Here is a 17938-nt window from a genome sequence, read left to right as displayed (position 1 = left end):
TCGCGTCGGTTCGTGCCACGGGCGGTGTGGTTCCGCCTTCGGATAAAAAGGTTCGGCGGCGCTTGCGCTTCGGCACCGTGCCGGTCACTCCCCGTCCGCTCGCCGACGCTCACCTTGTCACGTCGACGACGGTCCGTCGGCCGTCCTCGTGATGGTCGTCGTGGACGACCCGAACGCTCGTCACGGCCGTCCCCTCGGTCTCGACATCGACCTCGTAGCCGAGATTCACCATCACCTCCGCGCACGCCTCGTCCTCGTCGCGCTCCTCGACGGCCGCCACGACGACCGTGATCTCCTCGGTGTCGGTGTCGTAATCGGTCTCTGCCAGTCGCGGAACGTTACAGGCGTTGTTTCCGATCACGCAGCCGACGACCGAGATCGATCCGTCGCCGCCGAAACTGACGGTCGCTCCACCCGGATCCGGACAGCGTTCGCGCGGCAGGAGGCTGGCCGTGATGATTCCCGGCGTGACAGTCGTCCGATCCGGAGTCTCCGTCTCGTCGGGCGTCGCTGTGTCCGTGCCGCCCGGGTCGGACCCGCCGGTACAGCCGGCGAGTGCGACCGGGACGGCGGCAGCGAGACGTGCGAGGACCGTGCGGCGGCGCATACCGTCAGATACGGCATACCATCAAAAAGCCGTATCGGAGAGTCAAAGGACCTCTTGTGTCACGGCGTCGGCGGCGGAGACGGCCGGGATCGTGCTACTTCGGCACGGTGCTTCCGCCGCATCGTAACCCTGATAAGTGAACCCGCAGTACGGAGTAGTGAGTCCTGATAGGGTAGTGGACTATCCTCTTGGCTTGCGGAGCCAGGGACCGGAGTTCAAATCTCCGTCAGGACGCTATATTTTACCGACGCTACGCGACGAGCGCAGCGAGTCGCCCGCGTCGGTTTATGCGCCGACAGGAGATTTGAGCAGACGAGTCGCAGCCCGGGAAGCGAACGGAGTGAGCGACCCGGAACGTCTCGGCGAGTTCAAATCTCCGTCAGGACGTTCTCTTCGTTCAGACCTGACGTGCTCCACGCTCGCGTCTGCTCACGTGGAACTCCGTCAGGACGTTCTCTTCGTTCAGACCTGACGTGCTCCACGCTCGCGTCTGCTCACGTGGAACTCCGTCAGGACGTTTCTCTGCAGCACAACACGACGAGCGGAGCGAGTCGCCTGCGCGGTTTATCCGGGCACCTGCAATGCGAGCGGGCCAGCCGCGGCCGACCGCAGTCGGACGTGTGTTTATCACCCTCACGCCGTAATACTCACACGATGCGGCAGCAACGGGGGATGACGTCGTGAGCGACGAAGGGACAGACCAACCGGAGGCCGAGCCGACAGACCTGCTGTCGGAGGAGTCCCATCCGCGACTCCACGCCACCGTCCACCGGATGGACCGGTTCGTCAACGTGGTCGAAATCGCGGCGGGGGCGCTCTTTGCGTTACTGTTCGCCGTGGGTGTCTTCGATCTCGGTCTCCAGATCGCGCAAGCGACGCTCGGAGGGAGTATCACCGACCCGATCGTCGTTATCGGGTTCATCGACGTCGGTCTGCTCTTGCTCATCATCGTGGAGGTGTACCAGACTGTCGTCGCCTACATCAAGGAGAACGACACCCGACGGATCGTTCGGCTGGTGATCTACACCGGCGTGATCGCCGTCGTTCGGAAGATCATCATCTTCCGGACGGGCGAGTACGACTCCATCGAGGCGGCGTTGGTCGCGGCGACCGCCTACGGGATCCTGACGCTGGGACTGGTGGCGCTGCTGTACGTCGACCGACGGACCTCGATGACGGGACAGTAGTCCACTGCGGCGACCGAACGCGAGCAGCGCGGCTGTCACTCGGATTATTACAAAACCATAATACTGGTGCAGACGTAGGATCCGGCGGGGTTGATTCCTGCAATGGACGAATATGGGGTCGGGATGGGAGACGAGGAAATCGGCGCGTTTCTGGAACGCCAGGGACACGGCGTCCTCTCGTTTGCGGGTGAGGAGCCGTACGGGTTACCGGTCTCGTTCGGATACGACGTTCCCGGAAACAGGTGTATCTTCCAGCTGGTGATGGGCGACGAGAGCCGAAAGCAGTCCCGACTGGACGACTCGGATTCGGTGAGCCTCGCCGTCTACGATTGGCAGGACGTCGACGACTGGCAGAGCGTCGTCGTCACCGGGCGACTCACGCCGGTCGAAGACCGCCCGTCCGAGATCACCGAGGCGGTAGAAATCTTCTCCGAATACGCGACGGTTACCACGCTCACCGTCTTTCAGGACGTCAAGGAGACCACCCCGGTCTGGTACGAACTGACTATCACCGAGATGACCGGGCGGCAGTCGCCCCGAAACAGGGCTGAGTAGCGTTCGTCATCACCCGTCGAGATCGAACGCCAGCACGTCGCCCTCGCTAATCCCCCGCTCGCTCGTCCACTCGTATCCCACTTCGAGGACGTACTGGCCGCGGCCGGGATACCGTTGGTTCTCGCCGTTTTCGTCGGGCGCTGGCGCCGGCGCGTGGTGGATGCGGGTGATCCGTCCCTCGTCGTCGGCGTAGACGATGTCGATGCCGAAATCCATCTCACGCATCACGAACGTCCGGTCCGACACCGATTCGTAGGTGAAGAGCATCCCGCGATCCTCCGGCAGCGATTCGGTGTCGCTCAAACCGAGATACCGGAGTTCCGAGGTATCGGCGATTGCAGCTGTCACCGAACCGAGCAGCTCGCCGTCCGGGGAGCGCACCTGGACCTCCGTGGTCTCGTAGTCCGCGTGGATCGGCGTCCCGGGGTCGGTTTCCGGAGACGGTTCCGATGTCTCCGACGTCGTCGACGTCGCCGTTGTCACGGCCTCGGAACCGTCGCCGGCACACCCCGCGAGCGAGGCGCCCAGTGTTCCGGTCAGCGCCAGATACCGGCGGCGGTCCATCGGGTCACTCCTCGTCGTACCGCGATGGCGCGTCCGCCTCCTCGTCGTCGAGGTGCCGAACCGAGGGGGTCGTGTGCCCGTTGGATCGGCGCGGCCCCGCGCTCTCGTCGGCATCGTCGTCGACGGCGCGCTCCTCGGTGGCCCACGCCTCGTGGCAGTCCGGACAGTAGTTCCCTGCGTAGCCGTTCGGACGAACGAACTCGGTACCGCAGTCGAGGCACGTCACACGCGTTCGGGTCATCGTGGTCGGCGGGAGCTGGGCTGTGTGATCATCGGCTATTCACCTTACCAGACGGACTGCACGCGGATAAGTTCATCACCGGCTCCGACAGTGTATTGCCGCCCCGGGCACATCTACCGGGCGTGCGGGACGCACTCCGGATCGGCATCGCCGTCTTCAACGCCGGCGACCACCACGCGGCCCACGACGTCTGGGAGGAGCCGTGGCTCGAACTCGACGCGGGAACGCCCGACGAACAGCTACTCCACGGGCTCATTCAGTACACGGCCGCAGTCTATCACGCGCGCCGCCGAAACTGGAACGGTGCGGCCGGACTTGCAGAGAGCGCCGGGGGGTATCTCGGGACCGTCGGCGACGACTACCACGGCGTCAATGTCGCTGCAGTGTGCGACTACCTCCGACGACTCGCTGCGGACCCCGAGTTCGCCGAGCGCCGCCGACCGCTCGCACTCCGGCACGACGGCGAAGCGGTGACGCCGCTGGATCTGTCCTTCGAGAACGTCGCCAGCGCGGCGACGCTTCTGGCTGCGGAGTACGAAGCGTTCGACGAGAGCGTCGTCGACGACGCGGTTCGGTATGCCAGAGAGGAGTTGCACGGGGCCGGCTCGCCCGAGGGGACGCCACAGCGCCGCTCCCGTGGTTTCGTCGGAATGCTCTTTTCGTTCACCGCAGACCGGGATCGGCGGTCGATCGTCTACCAACGGCTCCGCGGGCACGTCGAGCGGCGGCGCAGCGAGGAGGCCGACGTCTCTGGGATCTTCGATTAGTCCGGAAAGAACGGTTCAGAACGCGGTGTTCGATCGGTTCACCGATTTCGAGCGACGGGACGTCTCTCCGCGACTACGCGGGAGCGGCGGCCTTCTTCGTCGCTTCGGACTGCTCTTTGACGAACGTCACCGGGCAGTCGGCCTCGAAGAGAACCTTCTGCGCCGTCGATCCGAAGAGGGCCTTCCCTGTGGCGGAGCGACTGCGCCCGCCGACGACGACGAGGTCGGCGTCCTCCGTCTTGCTCTCCCGGAGGATGGTATCGCTCGCCTCACCGAGCGCCCCGCGGACGACGTAATCGACGCCGACGCGGTCGAGGCGGTCCGCCATCTCACGAACCGGCCGCGTCCGCCGGGCGACGTCGTCGGGGGTGATCTCCGAGTCGTCGTCGATGTTCAGTTTCGTCGAGATCTCGTCGTACCGTTCTCGACCGAAGGCGTGGAGCAGGACGACCGTCCCGTCGGGGTCGACGATCGAGGTCGCCGTGTCGAGGAGTTCGTCGGTTCGCTGCTCGTCTTTCGGGCCGAATGCCAGTAGTACTGTGTTCATACTCATCTTGGTTGTACTTCTGTCCATAGCTACTTGACTCTTTTGAGATTTACTCCAGATTCGGGTTAATATTTAGTACAAATAAGCAATCCCCGCGGGAATCCACCTCTCTGGCGAGGACGGAGACGTCATCGCCTATAGCCTGGTCGAGACTCCCGGTTCGGGCACTCATAGAGAAGCGGAGGCCGGGGGGACGACTGATACTGACTGTTGTAACTGCTTACCGGTTGTCGCCGTCGACGTGCTCGTCGCCGTCCCACTCCGCAGAGTTGTCCTGCGGGTCGTAGCCGAGAACCTCCTTCGCGCGCTCGATCGAGTAGTACTTGCGGTCGTTATCGGAGATGCCGTAGACTATCTCGTAGCCGTAGTCGGCCAGCAGACACCGCTCGAAGAGGTGCGCGCAGTCGCGGTAGGAGAGCCACATCGCCTGCCCGCGCTCGTAGTCGATCGGCGGGTGCCCCTCGGTGAGGTTGCCGATGCGGACGTTGACCACCGGGAGGTCGTGGTGGTCGTGGTAGTACCGGCCGAGCGTCTCGCCGGCGGCCTTGCTCACGCCGTAGAGGTTGCTCGGTCGGGGGAGTTCGGTCCCGTCGAGCCGGAAGTCGTCCTCGGGGCGGTACAGCTCTGGGGTCCGGGTGTCGGTCTCGTAGGCGCCGACAGCGTGATTGGAGGAGGCGAAGGCGAACTTCTCGACGCCTGCTTCGACGGCCGCGGCGAACATCGTCTGGGTCCCGTCGATGTTGTTCGCGAGGACGCTGTCCCACGGGGCCTCCGGGCGCGGATCGCCAGCGAGATGGATCACGGCGCGGCAGCCGTCGAGCGCCTCGCGGACCGCCGACTCGTCGGTGATGTCGGCGATGTACACGTCGTCGGTACCGACGCCCGCGGGGAGTTTTGTCTCCGGCATCGGCTCGCGGTCGAGCAGCCGCCACGCGAAGCGGTCGCCGAGGTGGCGGAGAATCGCCTGCCCGACGCGGCCGCCCGCTCCAGTCAGGAGAACCGGATCGTCCATTCACACGACCATCGGTACAGGGAGGCCAAGAAACGTCCGATTCGCGCCGACCGGGGCGCTGCAGCCACGAGCGCGTCCGCCGAAAGCCGATACGCCCTTTGCGTCCGGGAGCCAGATCCGAGTATGCCAACCGACGCCGAGCACGCGTGCTTCGAGGCCGGGATCAAGTTCGGATCGCTGTACCACCAGTTTGCGGGTACCCCTGTCAGTCCCGAAAGCGCCGGGAGCCTCGCTCGCGCGATGGAGGAGGCGATCGAGAATCAACCCCACTGTGTCGACGTCGACGTCGACGTCCGGACCGAGCGCATCAGGGAGGAACTGGCGTCGTCGTCCGCCGACTACACCGAACTGACCGGCCGGTTCATCGACGTCGAGATGCGCATCGAGTACGCCGACGTGGCCGTCCGGACGCGGATGGAGATGGAAGACGGGTATCCGCTGATGAAACTCGTCGGCGTCGAGGAGTGATTCCACCGGAATCTCCCTGAGACTCCCGGTTTTACTTTCACTTTTGGGCGTGTATTTAACCTCCCCGGCGCCGAATTTGCCGGTATGAGCTCCCAGAGTACGCTCGCAGACGACGACCTGTTCGGCGAGGCCGCCGCGGAGATGCGCGAGGAGGTCGAGAGTCACCTCGCGGACGCCCGTGACCAGCTTCCCGACCCCGACGCAGTGTGGGACGCGGAGGCGGACAACGTCCTCGGCGTCCTCAACGCGCTCCGCTCGGCACTGGACGGCGACGACGCCCAAGAGCACTTCCGGCAGGCCAAGAAGACGTTCATCGTCGGCCAGCGAGCCGACGCCTTCGACGATCCGGAATCGCTGGAAGCGGAGATCGAGGCCGTCGAAACGCTGTTATCGTCGATCGCGGAGGCCGAGGAACTCGTCGGCGACCTCACCGGGACGGTGCCGGAACTCCGAAACCAGCTCGAGGAGGCTACGGAGGCTGGGGAAGCCGACGGGGACGACGGGACGAGCGACGACGAGTGACCGCGGTCACAGCGGCCCCAGAGCCGGACGACCGTAGTTCCATTTTTAACACTCCGCGAACAATCCACCGGTAGGATGAGCATACTCGAGACGATCCGGTCGTCGTTGCGGTCGCTCCTGGGCGGTGGGGGGAAGTCGGACTCGACCCCGTCGGAGCCCACACACACGGAAGGACAGGTGTCAGTCGAGCACGAGCCGCAGGAGGACCGCGAAGCGGCGGACGCGTCGGCAGAGTCGACGATCAAAGGCACAGACACGGCGACAGCCGACGAGTCCGAGGCGGACGCCGAGGAAGGAGCGGAGGCGGACGCCGTCGCGGAAGCAGAAGAAGGAGCGGAACCGGGGGCGGACGCCGTCGCAGAAGCAGAAAAAGGAGCGGAACCGGAGGCGGACGCCGTCGCGGAAGCAGAAGAAGGAGCGGAACCGGGGGCGGACGCCGTCGCAGAAGCAGAAAAAGGAGCGGAACCGGAGGCGGACGCCGTCGCGGCCGAGACCGATGCCGCCGCCTCCACGGGAACCCTCGTCGACGAGGAGGCCGGCAAAGAGCCCGCGGAAGTGGTCTCCTCACCCGGCACTGACGACGAGGGAGCAGTCGACGCCGACGAACCAGACACAGACGACACAGCCGAGACGGCGGCGACGCCCGAGGACGAAGCGGCGACGGAAGCAGCCGGCGAAGCGGCGGTAGAGACACCTGACGAGCCCGGCGAACCGAAAGGCGAGGAGGCGGACGAAGCCGACGGCGAGCCAGTAGAGACGCTCAAGGGGATCGGGCCGGCCTACGGCGAACGGCTCGGCAACGCCGGCATCGAGACCGTCGCTGACCTCGCGGCGGCCGACGCGGCGGACCTCGCAGCGGAGATCGATGTCTCGGAGAAGCGCGTCACGGGCTGGATCGACCGTGCACAAGAGGAGTCGTAGCCGCGACCCCCCGGGCCGAGGCGCTCGCCGTCGATGAGCGACCTGCAGTACCACGTCGACGGCGAACTCGTGTCCGCCGCGTCGGCGACCGTGAGCGTCCGCGATCGGGGATTTCAGTACGGTGACGCGGTCTTCGAGACGCTCCGGGTCTACGGCGGCGAAGTGTTCCGGTGGGAGGCTCACGCTGATCGACTCGCCGGGTCCACCGAGGTGCTGGCGCTGGAACACGGGCTCTCGAACGCGGAGTTGAAACGCCGCGTCGACGAGACACTGGCCGCGAACGACTTCGCGGACGCGTCGGTGAAACTCTCGATCACCCGCGGTGTTCAGCAGGGGAAACTGACGCCCGATCCGGAAATCGACCCGACGGTCGTCGTGCAGGCGACCCCGCTCCCCCGCGGCGGCGTCGAGGGCGAGCCGGTGTGGGACGAGCCCGCAACCCTCCAGACGGTGAAGACCCGCCGAATTCCCGACGAGGCGCTCCCCTCGCGGGCGAAGACGCACAACTATCTCAACGGCATCCTCGCGCGACTCGAACTCCGGGTGTCGGATGCCGACGAGGCAGTGATGCTCGACGGCGACGGACACCTCGCGGAGGGGGCGACGAGCAACCTCTTTTTCGTCGACGGCGACGCGCTCTGTACACCGAGTCTCGACGGGCCCGTCCTGCCGGGAATCACCCGCGCGGCGGTCCTCGACGTCGCCGAGGCGGAGGAGATTCCGGTCCGTGAGGGCGCGTTCACGCCCGACGATCTCCGGAACGCCGAGGAAGCGTTCGTGACGAACTCCACCTGGGAAGTCCGTCCCGTCGAGACGGTCGACGGCATCTCCGTCGGCGGGGGGCCGGTGACGACGCTTTTGCGGCGCGTCTTCGACGCCCGGATCGAACGGGAGTATTACCGAAGTGACGTAGACGGGGATGCCGATTCCGCTGACAACGACGGTCCGGATACCTGACGCCGCGTTCCGAAACCGTCAGCTTGAATCGCTGTCGCCCAAAGCCGCGGTATGGACGAGGAACGCCGCATCGTCGCGGCCGAGGAGATCACCGCCGACGGGACGGTCGTCTTCACCGCCAAAGGGGGCTTCGAGACGACCGAGGGGATTCTCACCCGCCTCGACGACGGCTCTATCGTCGCCTACACCAACTACTGCCCCCACTGGCGGGACGTCCGGCTCGACAAAGGATCGAGCGCGCTCGTCAGGAACGGCGAGATCGTCTGCGGGAAACACGGCGCGACGTTCGCGAAAAACAGCGGTACCTGCGATTTCGGCCCCTGTGAGGGCGCGGTGCTCGATACGTTCGAGGTGACCGTCGCCGACGGCGCAGTGTATCTCACTGACGACGAGTGGGATTCGGCCGAGCCGGGACTCTCCGAGGAGCTGGATCTCTCTTCGGGCAGTCGGATCGACTTCTAAGATCAGAGTCGAAAAATCGGGGTCGCCAGCGGTACATCATCGCGCAGATCAAAAGTCGATCTCGCGACGGATAGCGGGAGGTAGATTTGAACTACCGATCTCCGGGTTATGAGCCCGGCGGAATCTCCTGGCTATCCCATCCCGCTACTGGAACGAAACCGTGGATCACGGTTAAGGGTTGTGTTTCGCCCGCAGTGTGGCACTTTCACCCGCAGTCGTGATCGCCGCCCAGCCCGACTCAGGCCCGCCGCAACGTCGGGTCACGACCGCGTGACGCGCCAGGTGATGAGGCTCTCGGCGACGTAGTTCAAGAGGACCGACGCGCCGATGGCGATCGGGATGGGAATCAGCTGCCAGAGGTCGAAGCCGAAGACCACAACCGAGAGCTCGAGCTGGCGGAGCCCCCGGACGATCAGAAACTGCACGGCGAGGCCGCCGCTGCGAACGAGATTCGAGCGGACGAAGCGCTTCAGCGTCGGCAGCCTCCCGGGAGCGCCGAGTTCGGAGAACGTCCACCGCTCGTTGATCGCGAACATCACGACGATCGCGACCTCCGCACCGACGAGTTTCGCGTACTCGCCTAAGACGCCGAATCCGACGATGAGTGCGGTCGTGGTAGCTATATCGAAGACGGCGCCGACAGCGCCGACGGAGGCGAACTTCCCGAACCGCACGCCGGAGGCCAGGGCGGCGACGGTCTCGCGGACCCGGACCATTCAGTCGGCCTCGACGGCGTCTGCCGCCTCTCCGGCGGCGAGGCGTTCGACGAGCGACGGTTCCTTCGAGCGACGGGCGGCCAGCAGTTTGTGCATCCGATTCTCCCGGAGCAACTTGGCGCGGTGCCGGGCGGTAACGAGCGCCCGCGCGAGCCGCAGCGTCGTCCCGACGGTCGAGACGGTCGATCCGGGGCGGTCCTCCCAGCGGACGGGGACCTCCACGATCCGGTAGTCGAGCGCACCCGCGACGGCGACGAGTTCGAGGTCCCACGCGAATCCCGGTTCGTAGAGGTGCGAACGGATCCGGCCCCACACCTCAGTGGTGAGCGCCTTCGCGCCGCACTGGTAGTCGTAGAGTTGCTCGTCGAGGAAGCGGCGCGCGAGCCACGCGAAGCCGTCGCCGAGGCGACGGCGGGCGAACGTCTGGTGGGCGGCGACGTCCGCGTCGGGATGGCGGCGGGAGCCGGCGGCGAGGTCGGCCGAACCCGAGGCGACGGCGTCGACGACGGCAGCCAGCGAATCCGCGGGCGTGCTGCCGTCGGCGTCGGCGAACGCCAGGATCTCCACGGACGAGGCGAGCGCCTCGAATCCGGCGGTGATCGCCGCGCCTTTGCCCCGGCGACCGTCGGACGTCGCGACCTCGACGGTATCCGGAAGGTCCGCGAGTCGGTCCCGAACGCCGGGCTCCGGCGCGTCGAGCTCGACGCGGATAACCGTGGGATCGAGCCGGTCGTCGAGCGCGCGGAGGTACGCGCGGAGGCGCTCGGGATCGGGCCGGTAGGCTGGCACGACGATCCCGACGGGACGAGTCATCACCCCCAGCTACCGGCTTCTGTGTGAAAAGCGAACCGCTACCCGGCCAGCGGCGGAGACGACCCCGGTGATGAGCACCGGGGACAACCGCGGCGACGGCCGGCGCATCACAAAACGTATGTTCGGGCGTCCCACTCCGTCGGTACGGAGAATGGAGTACGCCCTCCTCGCCCGCTGGCTGGTCCTCTATGCGGCCCTCTTTACGCTCGGACTACCGCTCGTCGCTCGCCTCCTGCCGACGGCGACGGGACGGGGTGCGGGTCTCGCCGTGCCCGCCGCGCTCGTCACGCTCAGTCTCCCCGCCTACTGGGTCGGTCGGCTGACGTGGGGACCGGTCGCGCTCGCCGCCGGCGTCCTGACGCTGCTTACCGCCAGCGCGCTCGCGGCCCTCGACCTCGCCGCGCTCCGCAGGGGCGAGATCCGACTCGGGGTCGACCTCGACCGTGACGCCGCGACCGACGCCGCGGTCGTCTTTTTGGCCGGATTCCTGTTTCTCGTGGCGATCCGCGCCGTCGACCCGGCGGTCCACCCGGGCGGCGGCGAGAAGTTCCTCGATTTCGGCCTCCTGCAGACGCTCCAGCGGTCGACGGTTCTGCCGCCGGAGGACTTCTGGTTCGCGAACGAGCCAGTGAAATACTACTACGGCGGCCACCTGACGGCGACGCTCCTCTCGTGGCTGACTGGGACGCCGCCCCGTTTCGCCTACAACCTCGCGCTGGCGGGCTTCTACGCCGCACTCGTCTCGGCAGCGTTCGAACTCGCCGGCGCCGTCGGCGCGGAACGGGGGCTGTCCCGGCGCGTCGCCGGCGGGACCGCCGTCTTCTTTGTCGGCCTCGCGAGCAACCTCGTCACGGCCGGTCGGTTCGTGCTGCTCGGGCTTCCCGGGTCGCTCCAGCGGCCGATCGCCGAGTACGTCGCGGGGCGGACGGACTACACCGTCGCACAGCTCCTGGCGGGAGCGGAATCGTTCAGCTACTGGAGCGCCTCCCGCGTCATCCCCGGGACGATCAACGAGTTTCCGCTTTTCGCGTGGCTGAACGGCGATCTCCACGCGCATATGATGGGGACGCCGACGCTTCTTCTGGCTGCCGCGGTCGGGTATGCGTACTACCGGACACCCGCGGCGGCGCTGCGGCGGCGACGCGTCCTGCTGCTTGCCGTGATTCCGCTGCTTGCGGCCTGGCAGGCGATCCAGAGCACCTGGAGCTTTCCGAGCGTCCTCGCCGTCGGCTGGCTGGCTGCGACGTTCGCGCCGACCGATCCCTGGACGTTGCTTCCGGCGGGGTATCGTCCCCAGTGGGCCTCGATCCGGGGGCAGGTGGCCGACCGAAAGACGTCGGCAGACGGCCGCTCGGACGCCGCTATCGTCGCTGTGAAGCGTGAAATCGGGCGGGTGGGCGGAGCGCTTCTCGTCGCCGCAGCCGCGGGAGTCGTTGCTGGGATACTGGCTGCGCCGTTTCTCCTCGGTGCGGCGATCGGCGGCGGCGAGCGATCGGTCGAGTTCCTCGGCCCGGACCTCCGGAGCGGATTCGGCTCCCTGCTTCTCGTCCACGGCGCCTTCCTCGTCGGCCTGGGCGGCTTTCTCCTCTCGCAGGTCTCCGTCCGACGGCCGGTGGTGCTCCTCGGCGCTCTGATTGCCGCGGGTTACGTCGGGTACACGATCGGCTTCGCGACGCTCGCGGTCTCGGTACCGCTGCTCGTACTCGCCTGGGTTGCGCTCCGCGTCGAACGCTCGGTCGGCTACGAGGCGGTGCTCGTGGTCGCCGGGATGGGGCTCGTCACGCTCGTGGAACTGGTCTACGTGAACGAGCAGGCGGGGCCGGGACGAATGAACACCGTGTTCAAGACGTATATGCAGGTGTGGGTGTTCCTCGGGACGGCGATGGGCGTCGCGCTGCCGGCGCTTGTCGTCAAGTGGGGGCGCGGCCGCGGCGGAACAGGGGGATCCGGCACCGGAGGTGACGAAGCGAGCGGATCCGCCTCCCTCCCCGAAATCCCCTGGCGACGCGTCGCCGCCGTCGTCCTCGTAATCGGACTGGTGGCCGCAACGAGTATCTACGGTGTGCTCGCGCTTGGGTCGCACTTCGAGCAGCGGCCGGCACACGGCCCGACGCTCGACGCGACGGCGTTCGTCGAGACGGACCACCCCGAGCAGGTGGCGGCGATCGAGTGGCTCGACGACAGACCGGGACAGCCGACGCTCCTGGAAGCGCCCGGCACGCGCTCCTACGCCGGCGGCACCGACGGCCGCGACCGCGTGATGTACTCCTGGGCGGCCAACCCAGCGTCGAGTCTGACCGGCGTGCCGACCGTCGCCGGGTGGCAACACGAGGTCGGATACCGTGGCCAGGCCGCCTACAGCGAGCGCGTCAGCGACGTCGACGCGATGTACACCGGCAACGACTCCGTCCGCGAGTCGCTCCTCGAAGAGTACGACGTCCGGTACATCTGGGTCGGGCCGAGCGAGCGAGCGCGGTACGGCTCGATTTCGTTCGGCGAGGGAGTCGAGATCGTCCACCAGTCGGGCGACGTGACGATCTACGAGGTGACGGAGTCCGCGACGTGAGAAAGTCGGTCAATCCAGTCGTCGGGCCGAGTAACTCACTCAGAGCGCTCGGGATACCACTCGGCGAACTTCTCTAAGGCCCGACCGCGGTGTGAGATCGCGTTCTTCTCGGCGGGACTCATCTCCGCGAGCGTCCGGCCGTCGTGCTCGAAGATGGGGTCGTAGCCGAAGCCGCCGTCGCCGCGCGGTTCGACGATCCGTCCTCTGACCGTGCCTTCGAAGAGTTTCACCGGAAGCGGATCTGCGGCCGCATCGGACGTCACTGCGTCGTCGGTCCTTTCCGCCTCGTCGGCCGACGCCGCTTCGTCGTCGGTCTCCGCGCCCGCCGCGGCGGCCGCTGATCGATCCGCGCGGTCGACCGGATCGGGCGAGGCAGCGAACGCCTCGCCGTCGCAGTAGGCCATCACACACCGGAACGACGCGCGGCGCGGTTCGTCGATCTCGGCGGCGACGAGTCGGCCGACGGTCTCGATTCCGAGCGTCTCCTCGACGTAGGAGGAGTAGGGTCCGGGGAAGCCGTCGAACCCCTCGACGAACAGGCCGGCGTCGTCGACGAGAACCGGCTCGCCGGCGTGCTGGTATGCCTCCCGGGCGCCGCGGGCCGCGATCGGCCCGAGTTCGGTCGCCTGCACCTCGGTGTAGTCGTAGTCCAGTTGCGACACCGCGTCGAGATACTCGCGGGCCTCCCGGACCTTCCCGTCGTTCGTCGTGACGTATCTGAGCATTCGCCCCGAGGTCGGGCGGGTCGAAAGAAAGAATCGTCGGTTGACCCTCGGTCGTCGCGGCGACTCGCAGAACGGCGATCAATCGACGATGACGCGGGAACGGCGATCAGTCGACGATGACTTCGACGGGGCCTTCCTCGTCCTCGTCGGCCTCCTCCCCGGAGTCGCCGTCGCTGCCGCCCCGTTCCTGCCAGAGGAGCGCGCCGACCACGGCGAGGGCGACCCACGAGCGCCAGCTTGCGAGGTTCAGCGTGTAGCCGATGCCGAACGGTTTCTTGACGAGCATTCCCTTCCCGGGCTGCCAGTACGAGGAGAGCAGCCGGCCAATCGACGGCCGTTCGAAGTTGTACGGAATCCCGAGAATCTCGCCCTGTTTCGGTTTGTCTGCCATACCTACACCTACGCCGGGCGGTAATAAATCGTTTTGGCATCATCCGGCGGGTGGTGTTCCGGTTATTGGTACCGGCCGCGCTCCTCGATCTCGCGGAGTCGACGCAGGACGTCCTCCTCGCCCACGTCGTCGTAGCCGTCCTCGAACGCAGCGAGGAGCGCCTCCGGATCGGTAGCGGTCCCCGCGATGCTCTGTTTGAACACGTGGAGATCCATCGCGTGGTCTTCGACGTGTCCGGTGTGGTATCCGAGCCCGAAGTCGACGAGGTACGTCCGCTCGGCGCCGACGCGGACGTTCCGGGTGGTGGGATCGCCGTGGACGAAGCCGGCGTCGTGGATCGCTGCGAGGTGACCGCCAACCGCCCGGCACCGCTCGGCCGAAAGCGCAGTCGCGAGATCCGCCGTCCCGACGTGCTCGAAGACGAGCGTCCCCTCGGCGGGGTCGACGTCGTAGACCACGGGCGTCGGCACGCCGGCGCGGCGGGCAGCGCTCGTTAGCCGGGCCTCCGCCCGCGTTCGCTCGGCACGGAGCCGTTCGTCGAGCGCCGGGTGGCGGTAGGCTTTCGGCTCGCGTCGCTTGATCACGCGGTCGTCGGCCATCGTGACCGTCGCCTCCGCCCCGCGGATCGTTCCCGAGGCGGTCGGGTCTCTGACCACCGACTCCGCGTCGTCACGCCAGGTGACCGGAACCTCGTCGGGGCGGAAGTTCGGATCGACAGAGGAGTCCGCGATATCGAGCGTGTCGCCGGCGGCGTACATCTTCGCGCCGAGGACAGCGATCATCCCGGCGTTGTCGCGGAGGAAGCGCGGTTCGGGGGCGTAGAAGTCCGCGCCGCGCTGCTCGCACATCGACGCGAGCATTGCCCGCAGGCGGTCGTTCTGCCCGACGCCGCCGCCGAGGACCAACTCGTCGGTGCCGGTCAGAGACAGCGCGCGCTCGGCGACCTCGGTCAGCATCGCGAAGATCGTCTCCTGGAGCCCCGCGCAGACGTCCTCGACCGGCGCGCCGTCGTCGACGGCCTCTTTCGCCGCGGAGGTGATCCCCGAGAAGGAGAAGTCCATCCCCTTGACGACGTACGGGAGGTCGTAGTACTCGCCGTCCGCGGCCCGCTGTTCGACCTTCGGCCCGCCGGGGTGTGACCACCCGAGGTGCCGCGTGAACTTGTCGATTGCATTGCCGACGCCGGTGTCCATCGTCTCCCCGAGGACGCGGTAGCGGCCGTTGTGGTAGCCGAGGAGGTGGGCGTTCGCGCCCGAGGCGTTCAGACAGACCGGGGAGTCGAATCCCGAGCGGTCGCGGCCGATCTCCAGGTGGGCAACCATATGGTTGACACCCACGAGCGGCACCGACAGGGTTCCTGCGAGCGCCCGCGCTGCGGTGCCGACGATGCGGAGGCAGGGGCCCAGACCGGGGCCGCGGGAGAACGCGACGGCGTCGATATCGAGGTCGGCGTCTGTGTCTACGTCGCCGCCAGTATCGGCGTCGGAGCCGCCCGCTCCGCTATCCGTTGCGCTCCCAGCAGCCCGATCGAGGATCATCGAGACGACCTCGGGGATGGCCGAACCCATATGCTCGGCGGCCTCGCGGGGGTGAATGCCGCCGCTGTCGGGTTCGTAGGGGTCGGATTCGATGACGACCTCGCCGGTGTCGGTGTCGTACAGCGCCGCACTCGCGGCCCAGGCGGTCCCTTCGATTCCGACGATGCGCATCGAAAAGAGTGTTCGCGTGGCTGTGCGACCGAATCAGGCCTCTTCGGCCTCGGCCTCGGCTTCGGCGTCCTCGTCGGCCTCGATCTTGTTCCGGTCGAGCATGTAGTCCTGCTCGATGTCCCGAGCGAAGTCCGGCGAGTCGTAGACCTTCGCGTAGCCGACGGTCTTCCGCATCCCGAACTTCGTGTCGAGGCCGTGGACGACGACCTCTGCGGAGTCTTTGTTCAGTTTCGCGGCGAGGCTGTCGCGCACGGAGAGCCGCGAGGGCGTTGCGTCGTCGTGAACGATCTCGAACCGGACGTCGGTCCGATGTAACATCGGGTTCTCGTCCTCGGAGATGATGTCGATTTCCATGGGTCAGTTGTCCTACCATCCTCCCGAAAGCAGTAAAAGGATTTCGAAGGGCGGAAATCGGCGGTGAGACCCGATAGAAGCGGGATTTCGGCGCGACGGCCGAGGCAGTCCGCGGGGGCGCTTGTACTGATCGCGACGGCGCGACTTATTCTTCGACGCCGAGCGCGTCGAACGCCTCGTCGACGTCGCCGTCCATCCGTTCCAGAAGCGATCGCATCTCGGCCTTCGCCGCCTCGGTCACCTCGATCGCGACCATCCCCTCGTCCGGTTGGCCGTAGACGACGGTGGCGCCGAGCGGCGCGGCGAGGACGGCCGGGAGCGCCGCGAGGTCCTCCTCGCCGTCGACGACGATCGTGATGGGCTCGTCCGCATCGACGGCAGCCGCGAGCGTCGAGAGCAGCGATTCCGAGAGCGCGCCCGGAGGGTTCTCGACGCCCCGGCGATGGTCGGGGTCGGCGAGCGCCTCGCGGATCTCCGCGTCGACCGCCTCCCGTTTCGTCCGGCCGTCGACGACGGCGACCGCGGGGACGTGGCCGGCCTCCCGGAGGTGGTAGGTGACGACGTCGCCGACGGCGATGATGGGCCGGCCCGCGTCGGACAGCAGTGACTCGGCGTCAGTGTAGAGCGTTCCGAACGGCTCTTTGAACGCGCTTCGGAGTTCCTCGGGTAGCGTGAGCATCCCTCAGCGGACTTTCAGCGCGTAGCCGCCCGGTTCGGTCACGTTCATCTCCTCGGCGATTTCGGACTCCTCGGGGTGGGGGATGACCACGTAGCCCGCCCAGTCCTCGGTGAGGCTGCTCGACCCGCAGTTCTCACACGCCTGCGCGTCGCCGTGGTTGATGTAGTGACACTCCCGGCAGGCGAGACGGGAATCGGCCATCTACCCTCCCTCCGCCTCTGTCGTGGCGGTGTTTTTCTGCCGGTCGGCCTCCAGCCAGCCGTGCTTGCCGAGGCCGGGCTGTTTGGCCGTGAGGCCGATCTTCGAGTCCCGCGGGTTGCGCTCGTCGATGCTCTTCGTGACGACCCTCACGCGCACGGAGTCGCCGACGCTCAGCGTCCGGTTCGATTCCGTCGACGCGAGCTGCTGGTTCTCGCCGTCGTAGGCGAGGTATTCGTCCGAGATCTGCGAGACGTGCAGCAGGCCGTCGACCGGCCCGATGCCGACGAAGGCGCCGAACTCGACGACCTCGACGACCTCGCCGTCGACGACTTCCTGCATCGAGGGGTCGAAGGTGATGGCGTCGAACTCCGCCTCGTAGTACACCCCGGCGCGGCCCGGCAGCACCGTTCCCTCGCCGATGTCGTGGACGTCGACGACGGAGACGACGCTCCCGACGTCCTCGTCCATCCGGCCCTCGAGTTTGTCCTGCAGGAGCCGTTTGACCCGCTGTGGCGTCACGTCCGCGAGGTGCCGCGGCGGTACCTCAACTGTGTCTTTGAGTCGTACCCGTTTGTACATGCGTTATGGTTCTGTTATCTCCAATGTGTTTCGACCCCTTAAACCGATTACGCGAACGCCACGTTCGAGCAACCGGTCGCGGAGCGGCCTGTCGTTGGTGAGGACGTATTCCCCCTCCTGCGCTGCGAGTTCGACTACCGCGTCGTCGGCGTAGGACTCCCCGGTCTCGACGACCCGACAGCGGGAGACGAGGTCGCGTCCGACGCTCGCGGCCGTCGCCTCGGTGCCGTTGCCCGCCGCACTGAGTTTCTCTAACTCCGCGACGACCGACCGCGGGACGACGTACTCGGCGTCCGAACCGAGGAGTCGGTCGAGTTCCTCGAAGACCCGGACGTCGAGTTCCACCGGCATCATCAGCGCGTTTGTATCGAGTATCACTGTCGTCATCTCCGCGT

Annotated in this window: 24 protein-coding genes and 2 tRNA genes; 10 read left to right on the top strand and 16 right to left on the bottom strand. The window is 67.0% G+C overall.

What is annotated here, in order from left to right; translation table 11 throughout:
• Positions 1-109 precede the first annotated feature (109 nt).
• Positions 110-607, bottom strand: a complete 498-nt coding sequence (locus RJT37_RS16320) for a hypothetical protein (RefSeq protein ID WP_313686117.1) — start codon at positions 605-607, stop codon at positions 110-112.
• 161 nt (positions 608-768) lie between these two features.
• Between RJT37_RS16320 and RJT37_RS16315 the strand changes: the two genes are divergently transcribed.
• The 3 genes from RJT37_RS16315 to RJT37_RS16305 all read left to right on the top strand — a co-directional run bounded on the left by RJT37_RS16315 (position 769) and on the right by RJT37_RS16305 (position 2349).
• A tRNA-Arg gene (locus tag RJT37_RS16315) sits at positions 769-841 on the top strand.
• Positions 842-1287: 446 nt separating this feature from the next.
• On the top strand, positions 1288-1794 hold the full coding sequence (locus RJT37_RS16310; protein WP_390209090.1) for a phosphate-starvation-inducible PsiE family protein: 507 nt from the start codon (positions 1288-1290) through the stop codon (positions 1792-1794).
• A 102-nt stretch (positions 1795-1896) separates the two neighbouring features.
• The gene (locus RJT37_RS16305) at positions 1897-2349 is read left to right on the top strand and encodes a pyridoxamine 5'-phosphate oxidase family protein (RefSeq protein ID WP_313686115.1); all 453 of its coding nucleotides are present in this window, start codon (positions 1897-1899) and stop codon (positions 2347-2349) included.
• Between the two features lie 9 nt (positions 2350-2358).
• On the opposite strand, the gene RJT37_RS16300 is transcribed toward RJT37_RS16305, so the two are convergent.
• Positions 2359-2913 carry a DUF192 domain-containing protein gene (locus RJT37_RS16300; protein WP_313686113.1) on the bottom strand — a complete coding sequence of 185 codons (555 nt, stop codon included), beginning with the start codon at positions 2911-2913 and terminating at the stop codon, positions 2359-2361.
• Positions 2914-2917: 4 nt separating this feature from the next.
• Positions 2918-3154, bottom strand: a complete 237-nt coding sequence (locus tag RJT37_RS16295; RefSeq protein ID WP_313686112.1) for a DUF7564 family protein — start codon at positions 3152-3154, stop codon at positions 2918-2920.
• Positions 3155-3276: 122 nt separating this feature from the next.
• Here RJT37_RS16295 and RJT37_RS16290 point away from each other — a divergent pair, with 122 nt between their 5' ends.
• The gene (locus RJT37_RS16290) at positions 3277-3921 is read left to right on the top strand and encodes a DUF309 domain-containing protein (RefSeq protein ID WP_313686110.1); all 645 of its coding nucleotides are present in this window, start codon (positions 3277-3279) and stop codon (positions 3919-3921) included.
• Positions 3922-3994: 73 nt separating this feature from the next.
• On the opposite strand, the gene RJT37_RS16285 is transcribed toward RJT37_RS16290, so the two are convergent.
• Together RJT37_RS16285 and azf are read right to left on the bottom strand one after the other, a co-directional pair.
• On the bottom strand, positions 3995-4474 hold the full coding sequence (locus RJT37_RS16285) for a universal stress protein (RefSeq protein ID WP_313686108.1): 480 nt from the start codon (positions 4472-4474) through the stop codon (positions 3995-3997).
• Positions 4475-4688: 214 nt separating this feature from the next.
• The gene (gene azf, locus RJT37_RS16280; RefSeq protein WP_313686106.1) at positions 4689-5480 is read right to left on the bottom strand and encodes an NAD-dependent glucose-6-phosphate dehydrogenase Azf; all 792 of its coding nucleotides are present in this window, start codon (positions 5478-5480) and stop codon (positions 4689-4691) included.
• A gap of 123 nt (positions 5481-5603) precedes the next feature.
• On the opposite strand from azf, the gene RJT37_RS16275 reads away from it, so the two are divergent.
• The 5 genes from RJT37_RS16275 (at position 5604) to RJT37_RS16255 (ending at position 8810) form a co-directional block, all read left to right on the top strand.
• Positions 5604-5948 carry a dihydroneopterin aldolase family protein gene (locus tag RJT37_RS16275; protein WP_313686104.1) on the top strand — a complete coding sequence of 115 codons (345 nt, stop codon included), beginning with the start codon at positions 5604-5606 and terminating at the stop codon, positions 5946-5948.
• Positions 5949-6032: 84 nt separating this feature from the next.
• Positions 6033-6470: a DUF5790 family protein gene (locus RJT37_RS16270; RefSeq protein WP_313686102.1), complete on the top strand. Its 438-nt coding sequence runs from the start codon at positions 6033-6035 to the stop codon at positions 6468-6470.
• Between the two features lie 75 nt (positions 6471-6545).
• The gene (locus RJT37_RS16265; RefSeq protein ID WP_313686100.1) at positions 6546-7391 is read left to right on the top strand and encodes a helix-hairpin-helix domain-containing protein; all 846 of its coding nucleotides are present in this window, start codon (positions 6546-6548) and stop codon (positions 7389-7391) included.
• Positions 7392-7424: 33 nt separating this feature from the next.
• Positions 7425-8348 carry an aminotransferase class IV gene (locus RJT37_RS16260; RefSeq protein ID WP_313686098.1) on the top strand — a complete coding sequence of 308 codons (924 nt, stop codon included), beginning with the start codon at positions 7425-7427 and terminating at the stop codon, positions 8346-8348.
• Positions 8349-8399: 51 nt separating this feature from the next.
• Positions 8400-8810 (top strand): Rieske (2Fe-2S) protein, encoded by a 411-nt coding sequence (locus RJT37_RS16255; protein WP_313686096.1) that lies wholly within the window; start codon positions 8400-8402, stop codon positions 8808-8810.
• Positions 8811-8881: 71 nt separating this feature from the next.
• Here RJT37_RS16255 and RJT37_RS16250 read toward each other — a convergent pair.
• The 3 genes from RJT37_RS16250 to RJT37_RS16240 form a co-directional block, all read right to left on the bottom strand.
• Positions 8882-8956, bottom strand: a tRNA-Met gene (locus tag RJT37_RS16250).
• Positions 8957-9070: 114 nt separating this feature from the next.
• On the bottom strand, positions 9071-9526 hold the full coding sequence (locus tag RJT37_RS16245) for a GtrA family protein (protein ID WP_313686094.1): 456 nt from the start codon (positions 9524-9526) through the stop codon (positions 9071-9073).
• On the bottom strand, positions 9527-10339 hold the full coding sequence (locus RJT37_RS16240; RefSeq protein ID WP_313686093.1) for a glycosyltransferase: 813 nt from the start codon (positions 10337-10339) through the stop codon (positions 9527-9529).
• Positions 10340-10490: 151 nt separating this feature from the next.
• Here RJT37_RS16240 and RJT37_RS16235 point away from each other — a divergent pair, with 151 nt between their 5' ends.
• Positions 10491-12905, top strand: coding sequence for a DUF2298 domain-containing protein (locus RJT37_RS16235; RefSeq protein ID WP_313686091.1), 2415 nt, complete (start codon positions 10491-10493; stop codon positions 12903-12905).
• A gap of 35 nt (positions 12906-12940) precedes the next feature.
• On the opposite strand, the gene RJT37_RS16230 is transcribed toward RJT37_RS16235, so the two are convergent.
• From RJT37_RS16230 to RJT37_RS16195, 8 genes are all read right to left on the bottom strand, one after another.
• A complete protein-coding gene (locus RJT37_RS16230; protein WP_313686090.1) occupies positions 12941-13630 on the bottom strand; it encodes a non-canonical purine NTP pyrophosphatase in 690 nt (229 codons plus the stop codon).
• A 106-nt stretch (positions 13631-13736) separates the two neighbouring features.
• On the bottom strand, positions 13737-14021 hold the full coding sequence (locus tag RJT37_RS16225) for a DUF5808 domain-containing protein (RefSeq protein ID WP_313686088.1): 285 nt from the start codon (positions 14019-14021) through the stop codon (positions 13737-13739).
• A 62-nt stretch (positions 14022-14083) separates the two neighbouring features.
• The gene (locus RJT37_RS16220; RefSeq protein ID WP_313686086.1) at positions 14084-15730 is read right to left on the bottom strand and encodes a bifunctional N(6)-L-threonylcarbamoyladenine synthase/serine/threonine protein kinase; all 1647 of its coding nucleotides are present in this window, start codon (positions 15728-15730) and stop codon (positions 14084-14086) included.
• A gap of 33 nt (positions 15731-15763) precedes the next feature.
• Positions 15764-16084, bottom strand: a complete 321-nt coding sequence (locus RJT37_RS16215; RefSeq protein WP_311173020.1) for a 30S ribosomal protein S24e — start codon at positions 16082-16084, stop codon at positions 15764-15766.
• 145 nt (positions 16085-16229) lie between these two features.
• On the bottom strand, positions 16230-16763 hold the full coding sequence (locus RJT37_RS16210; protein ID WP_313686084.1) for a GTP-dependent dephospho-CoA kinase family protein: 534 nt from the start codon (positions 16761-16763) through the stop codon (positions 16230-16232).
• 3 nt (positions 16764-16766) lie between these two features.
• The gene (gene spt4 / locus RJT37_RS16205) at positions 16767-16964 is read right to left on the bottom strand and encodes a transcription elongation factor subunit Spt4 (protein ID WP_313686082.1); all 198 of its coding nucleotides are present in this window, start codon (positions 16962-16964) and stop codon (positions 16767-16769) included.
• Complete coding sequence (locus tag RJT37_RS16200) at positions 16965-17543, bottom strand: DNA-directed RNA polymerase (RefSeq protein ID WP_313686081.1); 579 nt, start codon at positions 17541-17543, stop codon at positions 16965-16967. It lies immediately after the preceding gene.
• Positions 17544-17546: 3 nt separating this feature from the next.
• Positions 17547-17930: a type II toxin-antitoxin system VapC family toxin gene (locus RJT37_RS16195; protein ID WP_313690017.1), complete on the bottom strand. Its 384-nt coding sequence runs from the start codon at positions 17928-17930 to the stop codon at positions 17547-17549.
• Positions 17931-17938: the final 8 nt, after the last annotated feature.

It is taken from the genome of Halobellus marinus, from assembly GCF_032113415.1.
In the GTDB taxonomy this organism is placed as follows: domain Archaea; phylum Halobacteriota; class Halobacteria; order Halobacteriales; family Haloferacaceae; genus Haloquadratum; species Haloquadratum marinus.
This window is presented reverse-complemented; position numbering and strand designations above follow the sequence as displayed.

Coding starts and splice junctions, on each gene's coding strand:
- RJT37_RS16320 (WP_313686117.1), bottom strand. CDS start 607: ATGCGCCGCCGCACGGTCCTCGCACGTCTCGCTGCCGCCGTCCCGGTC.
- RJT37_RS16305 (WP_313686115.1), top strand. CDS start 1,897: ATGGACGAATATGGGGTCGGGATGGGAGACGAGGAAATCGGCGCGTTT.
- RJT37_RS16300 (WP_313686113.1), bottom strand. CDS start 2,913: ATGGACCGCCGCCGGTATCTGGCGCTGACCGGAACACTGGGCGCCTCG.
- RJT37_RS16295 (WP_313686112.1), bottom strand. CDS start 3,154: ATGACCCGAACGCGTGTGACGTGCCTCGACTGCGGTACCGAGTTCGTT.
- RJT37_RS16285 (WP_313686108.1), bottom strand. CDS start 4,474: ATGAGTATGAACACAGTACTACTGGCATTCGGCCCGAAAGACGAGCAG.
- azf (WP_313686106.1), bottom strand. CDS start 5,480: ATGGACGATCCGGTTCTCCTGACTGGAGCGGGCGGCCGCGTCGGGCAG.
- RJT37_RS16275 (WP_313686104.1), top strand. CDS start 5,604: ATGCCAACCGACGCCGAGCACGCGTGCTTCGAGGCCGGGATCAAGTTC.
- RJT37_RS16270 (WP_313686102.1), top strand. CDS start 6,033: ATGAGCTCCCAGAGTACGCTCGCAGACGACGACCTGTTCGGCGAGGCC.
- RJT37_RS16265 (WP_313686100.1), top strand. CDS start 6,546: ATGAGCATACTCGAGACGATCCGGTCGTCGTTGCGGTCGCTCCTGGGC.
- RJT37_RS16260 (WP_313686098.1), top strand. CDS start 7,425: ATGAGCGACCTGCAGTACCACGTCGACGGCGAACTCGTGTCCGCCGCG.
- RJT37_RS16255 (WP_313686096.1), top strand. CDS start 8,400: ATGGACGAGGAACGCCGCATCGTCGCGGCCGAGGAGATCACCGCCGAC.
- RJT37_RS16245 (WP_313686094.1), bottom strand. CDS start 9,526: ATGGTCCGGGTCCGCGAGACCGTCGCCGCCCTGGCCTCCGGCGTGCGG.
- RJT37_RS16240 (WP_313686093.1), bottom strand. CDS start 10,339: ATGACTCGTCCCGTCGGGATCGTCGTGCCAGCCTACCGGCCCGATCCC.
- RJT37_RS16235 (WP_313686091.1), top strand. CDS start 10,491: ATGGAGTACGCCCTCCTCGCCCGCTGGCTGGTCCTCTATGCGGCCCTC.
- RJT37_RS16230 (WP_313686090.1), bottom strand. CDS start 13,630: ATGCTCAGATACGTCACGACGAACGACGGGAAGGTCCGGGAGGCCCGC.
- RJT37_RS16225 (WP_313686088.1), bottom strand. CDS start 14,021: ATGGCAGACAAACCGAAACAGGGCGAGATTCTCGGGATTCCGTACAAC.
- RJT37_RS16220 (WP_313686086.1), bottom strand. CDS start 15,730: ATGCGCATCGTCGGAATCGAAGGGACCGCCTGGGCCGCGAGTGCGGCG.
- RJT37_RS16215 (WP_311173020.1), bottom strand. CDS start 16,084: ATGGAAATCGACATCATCTCCGAGGACGAGAACCCGATGTTACATCGG.
- RJT37_RS16210 (WP_313686084.1), bottom strand. CDS start 16,763: ATGCTCACGCTACCCGAGGAACTCCGAAGCGCGTTCAAAGAGCCGTTC.
- spt4 (WP_313686082.1), bottom strand. CDS start 16,964: ATGGCCGATTCCCGTCTCGCCTGCCGGGAGTGTCACTACATCAACCAC.
- RJT37_RS16200 (WP_313686081.1), bottom strand. CDS start 17,543: ATGTACAAACGGGTACGACTCAAAGACACAGTTGAGGTACCGCCGCGG.
- RJT37_RS16195 (WP_313690017.1), bottom strand. CDS start 17,930: ATGACGACAGTGATACTCGATACAAACGCGCTGATGATGCCGGTGGAA.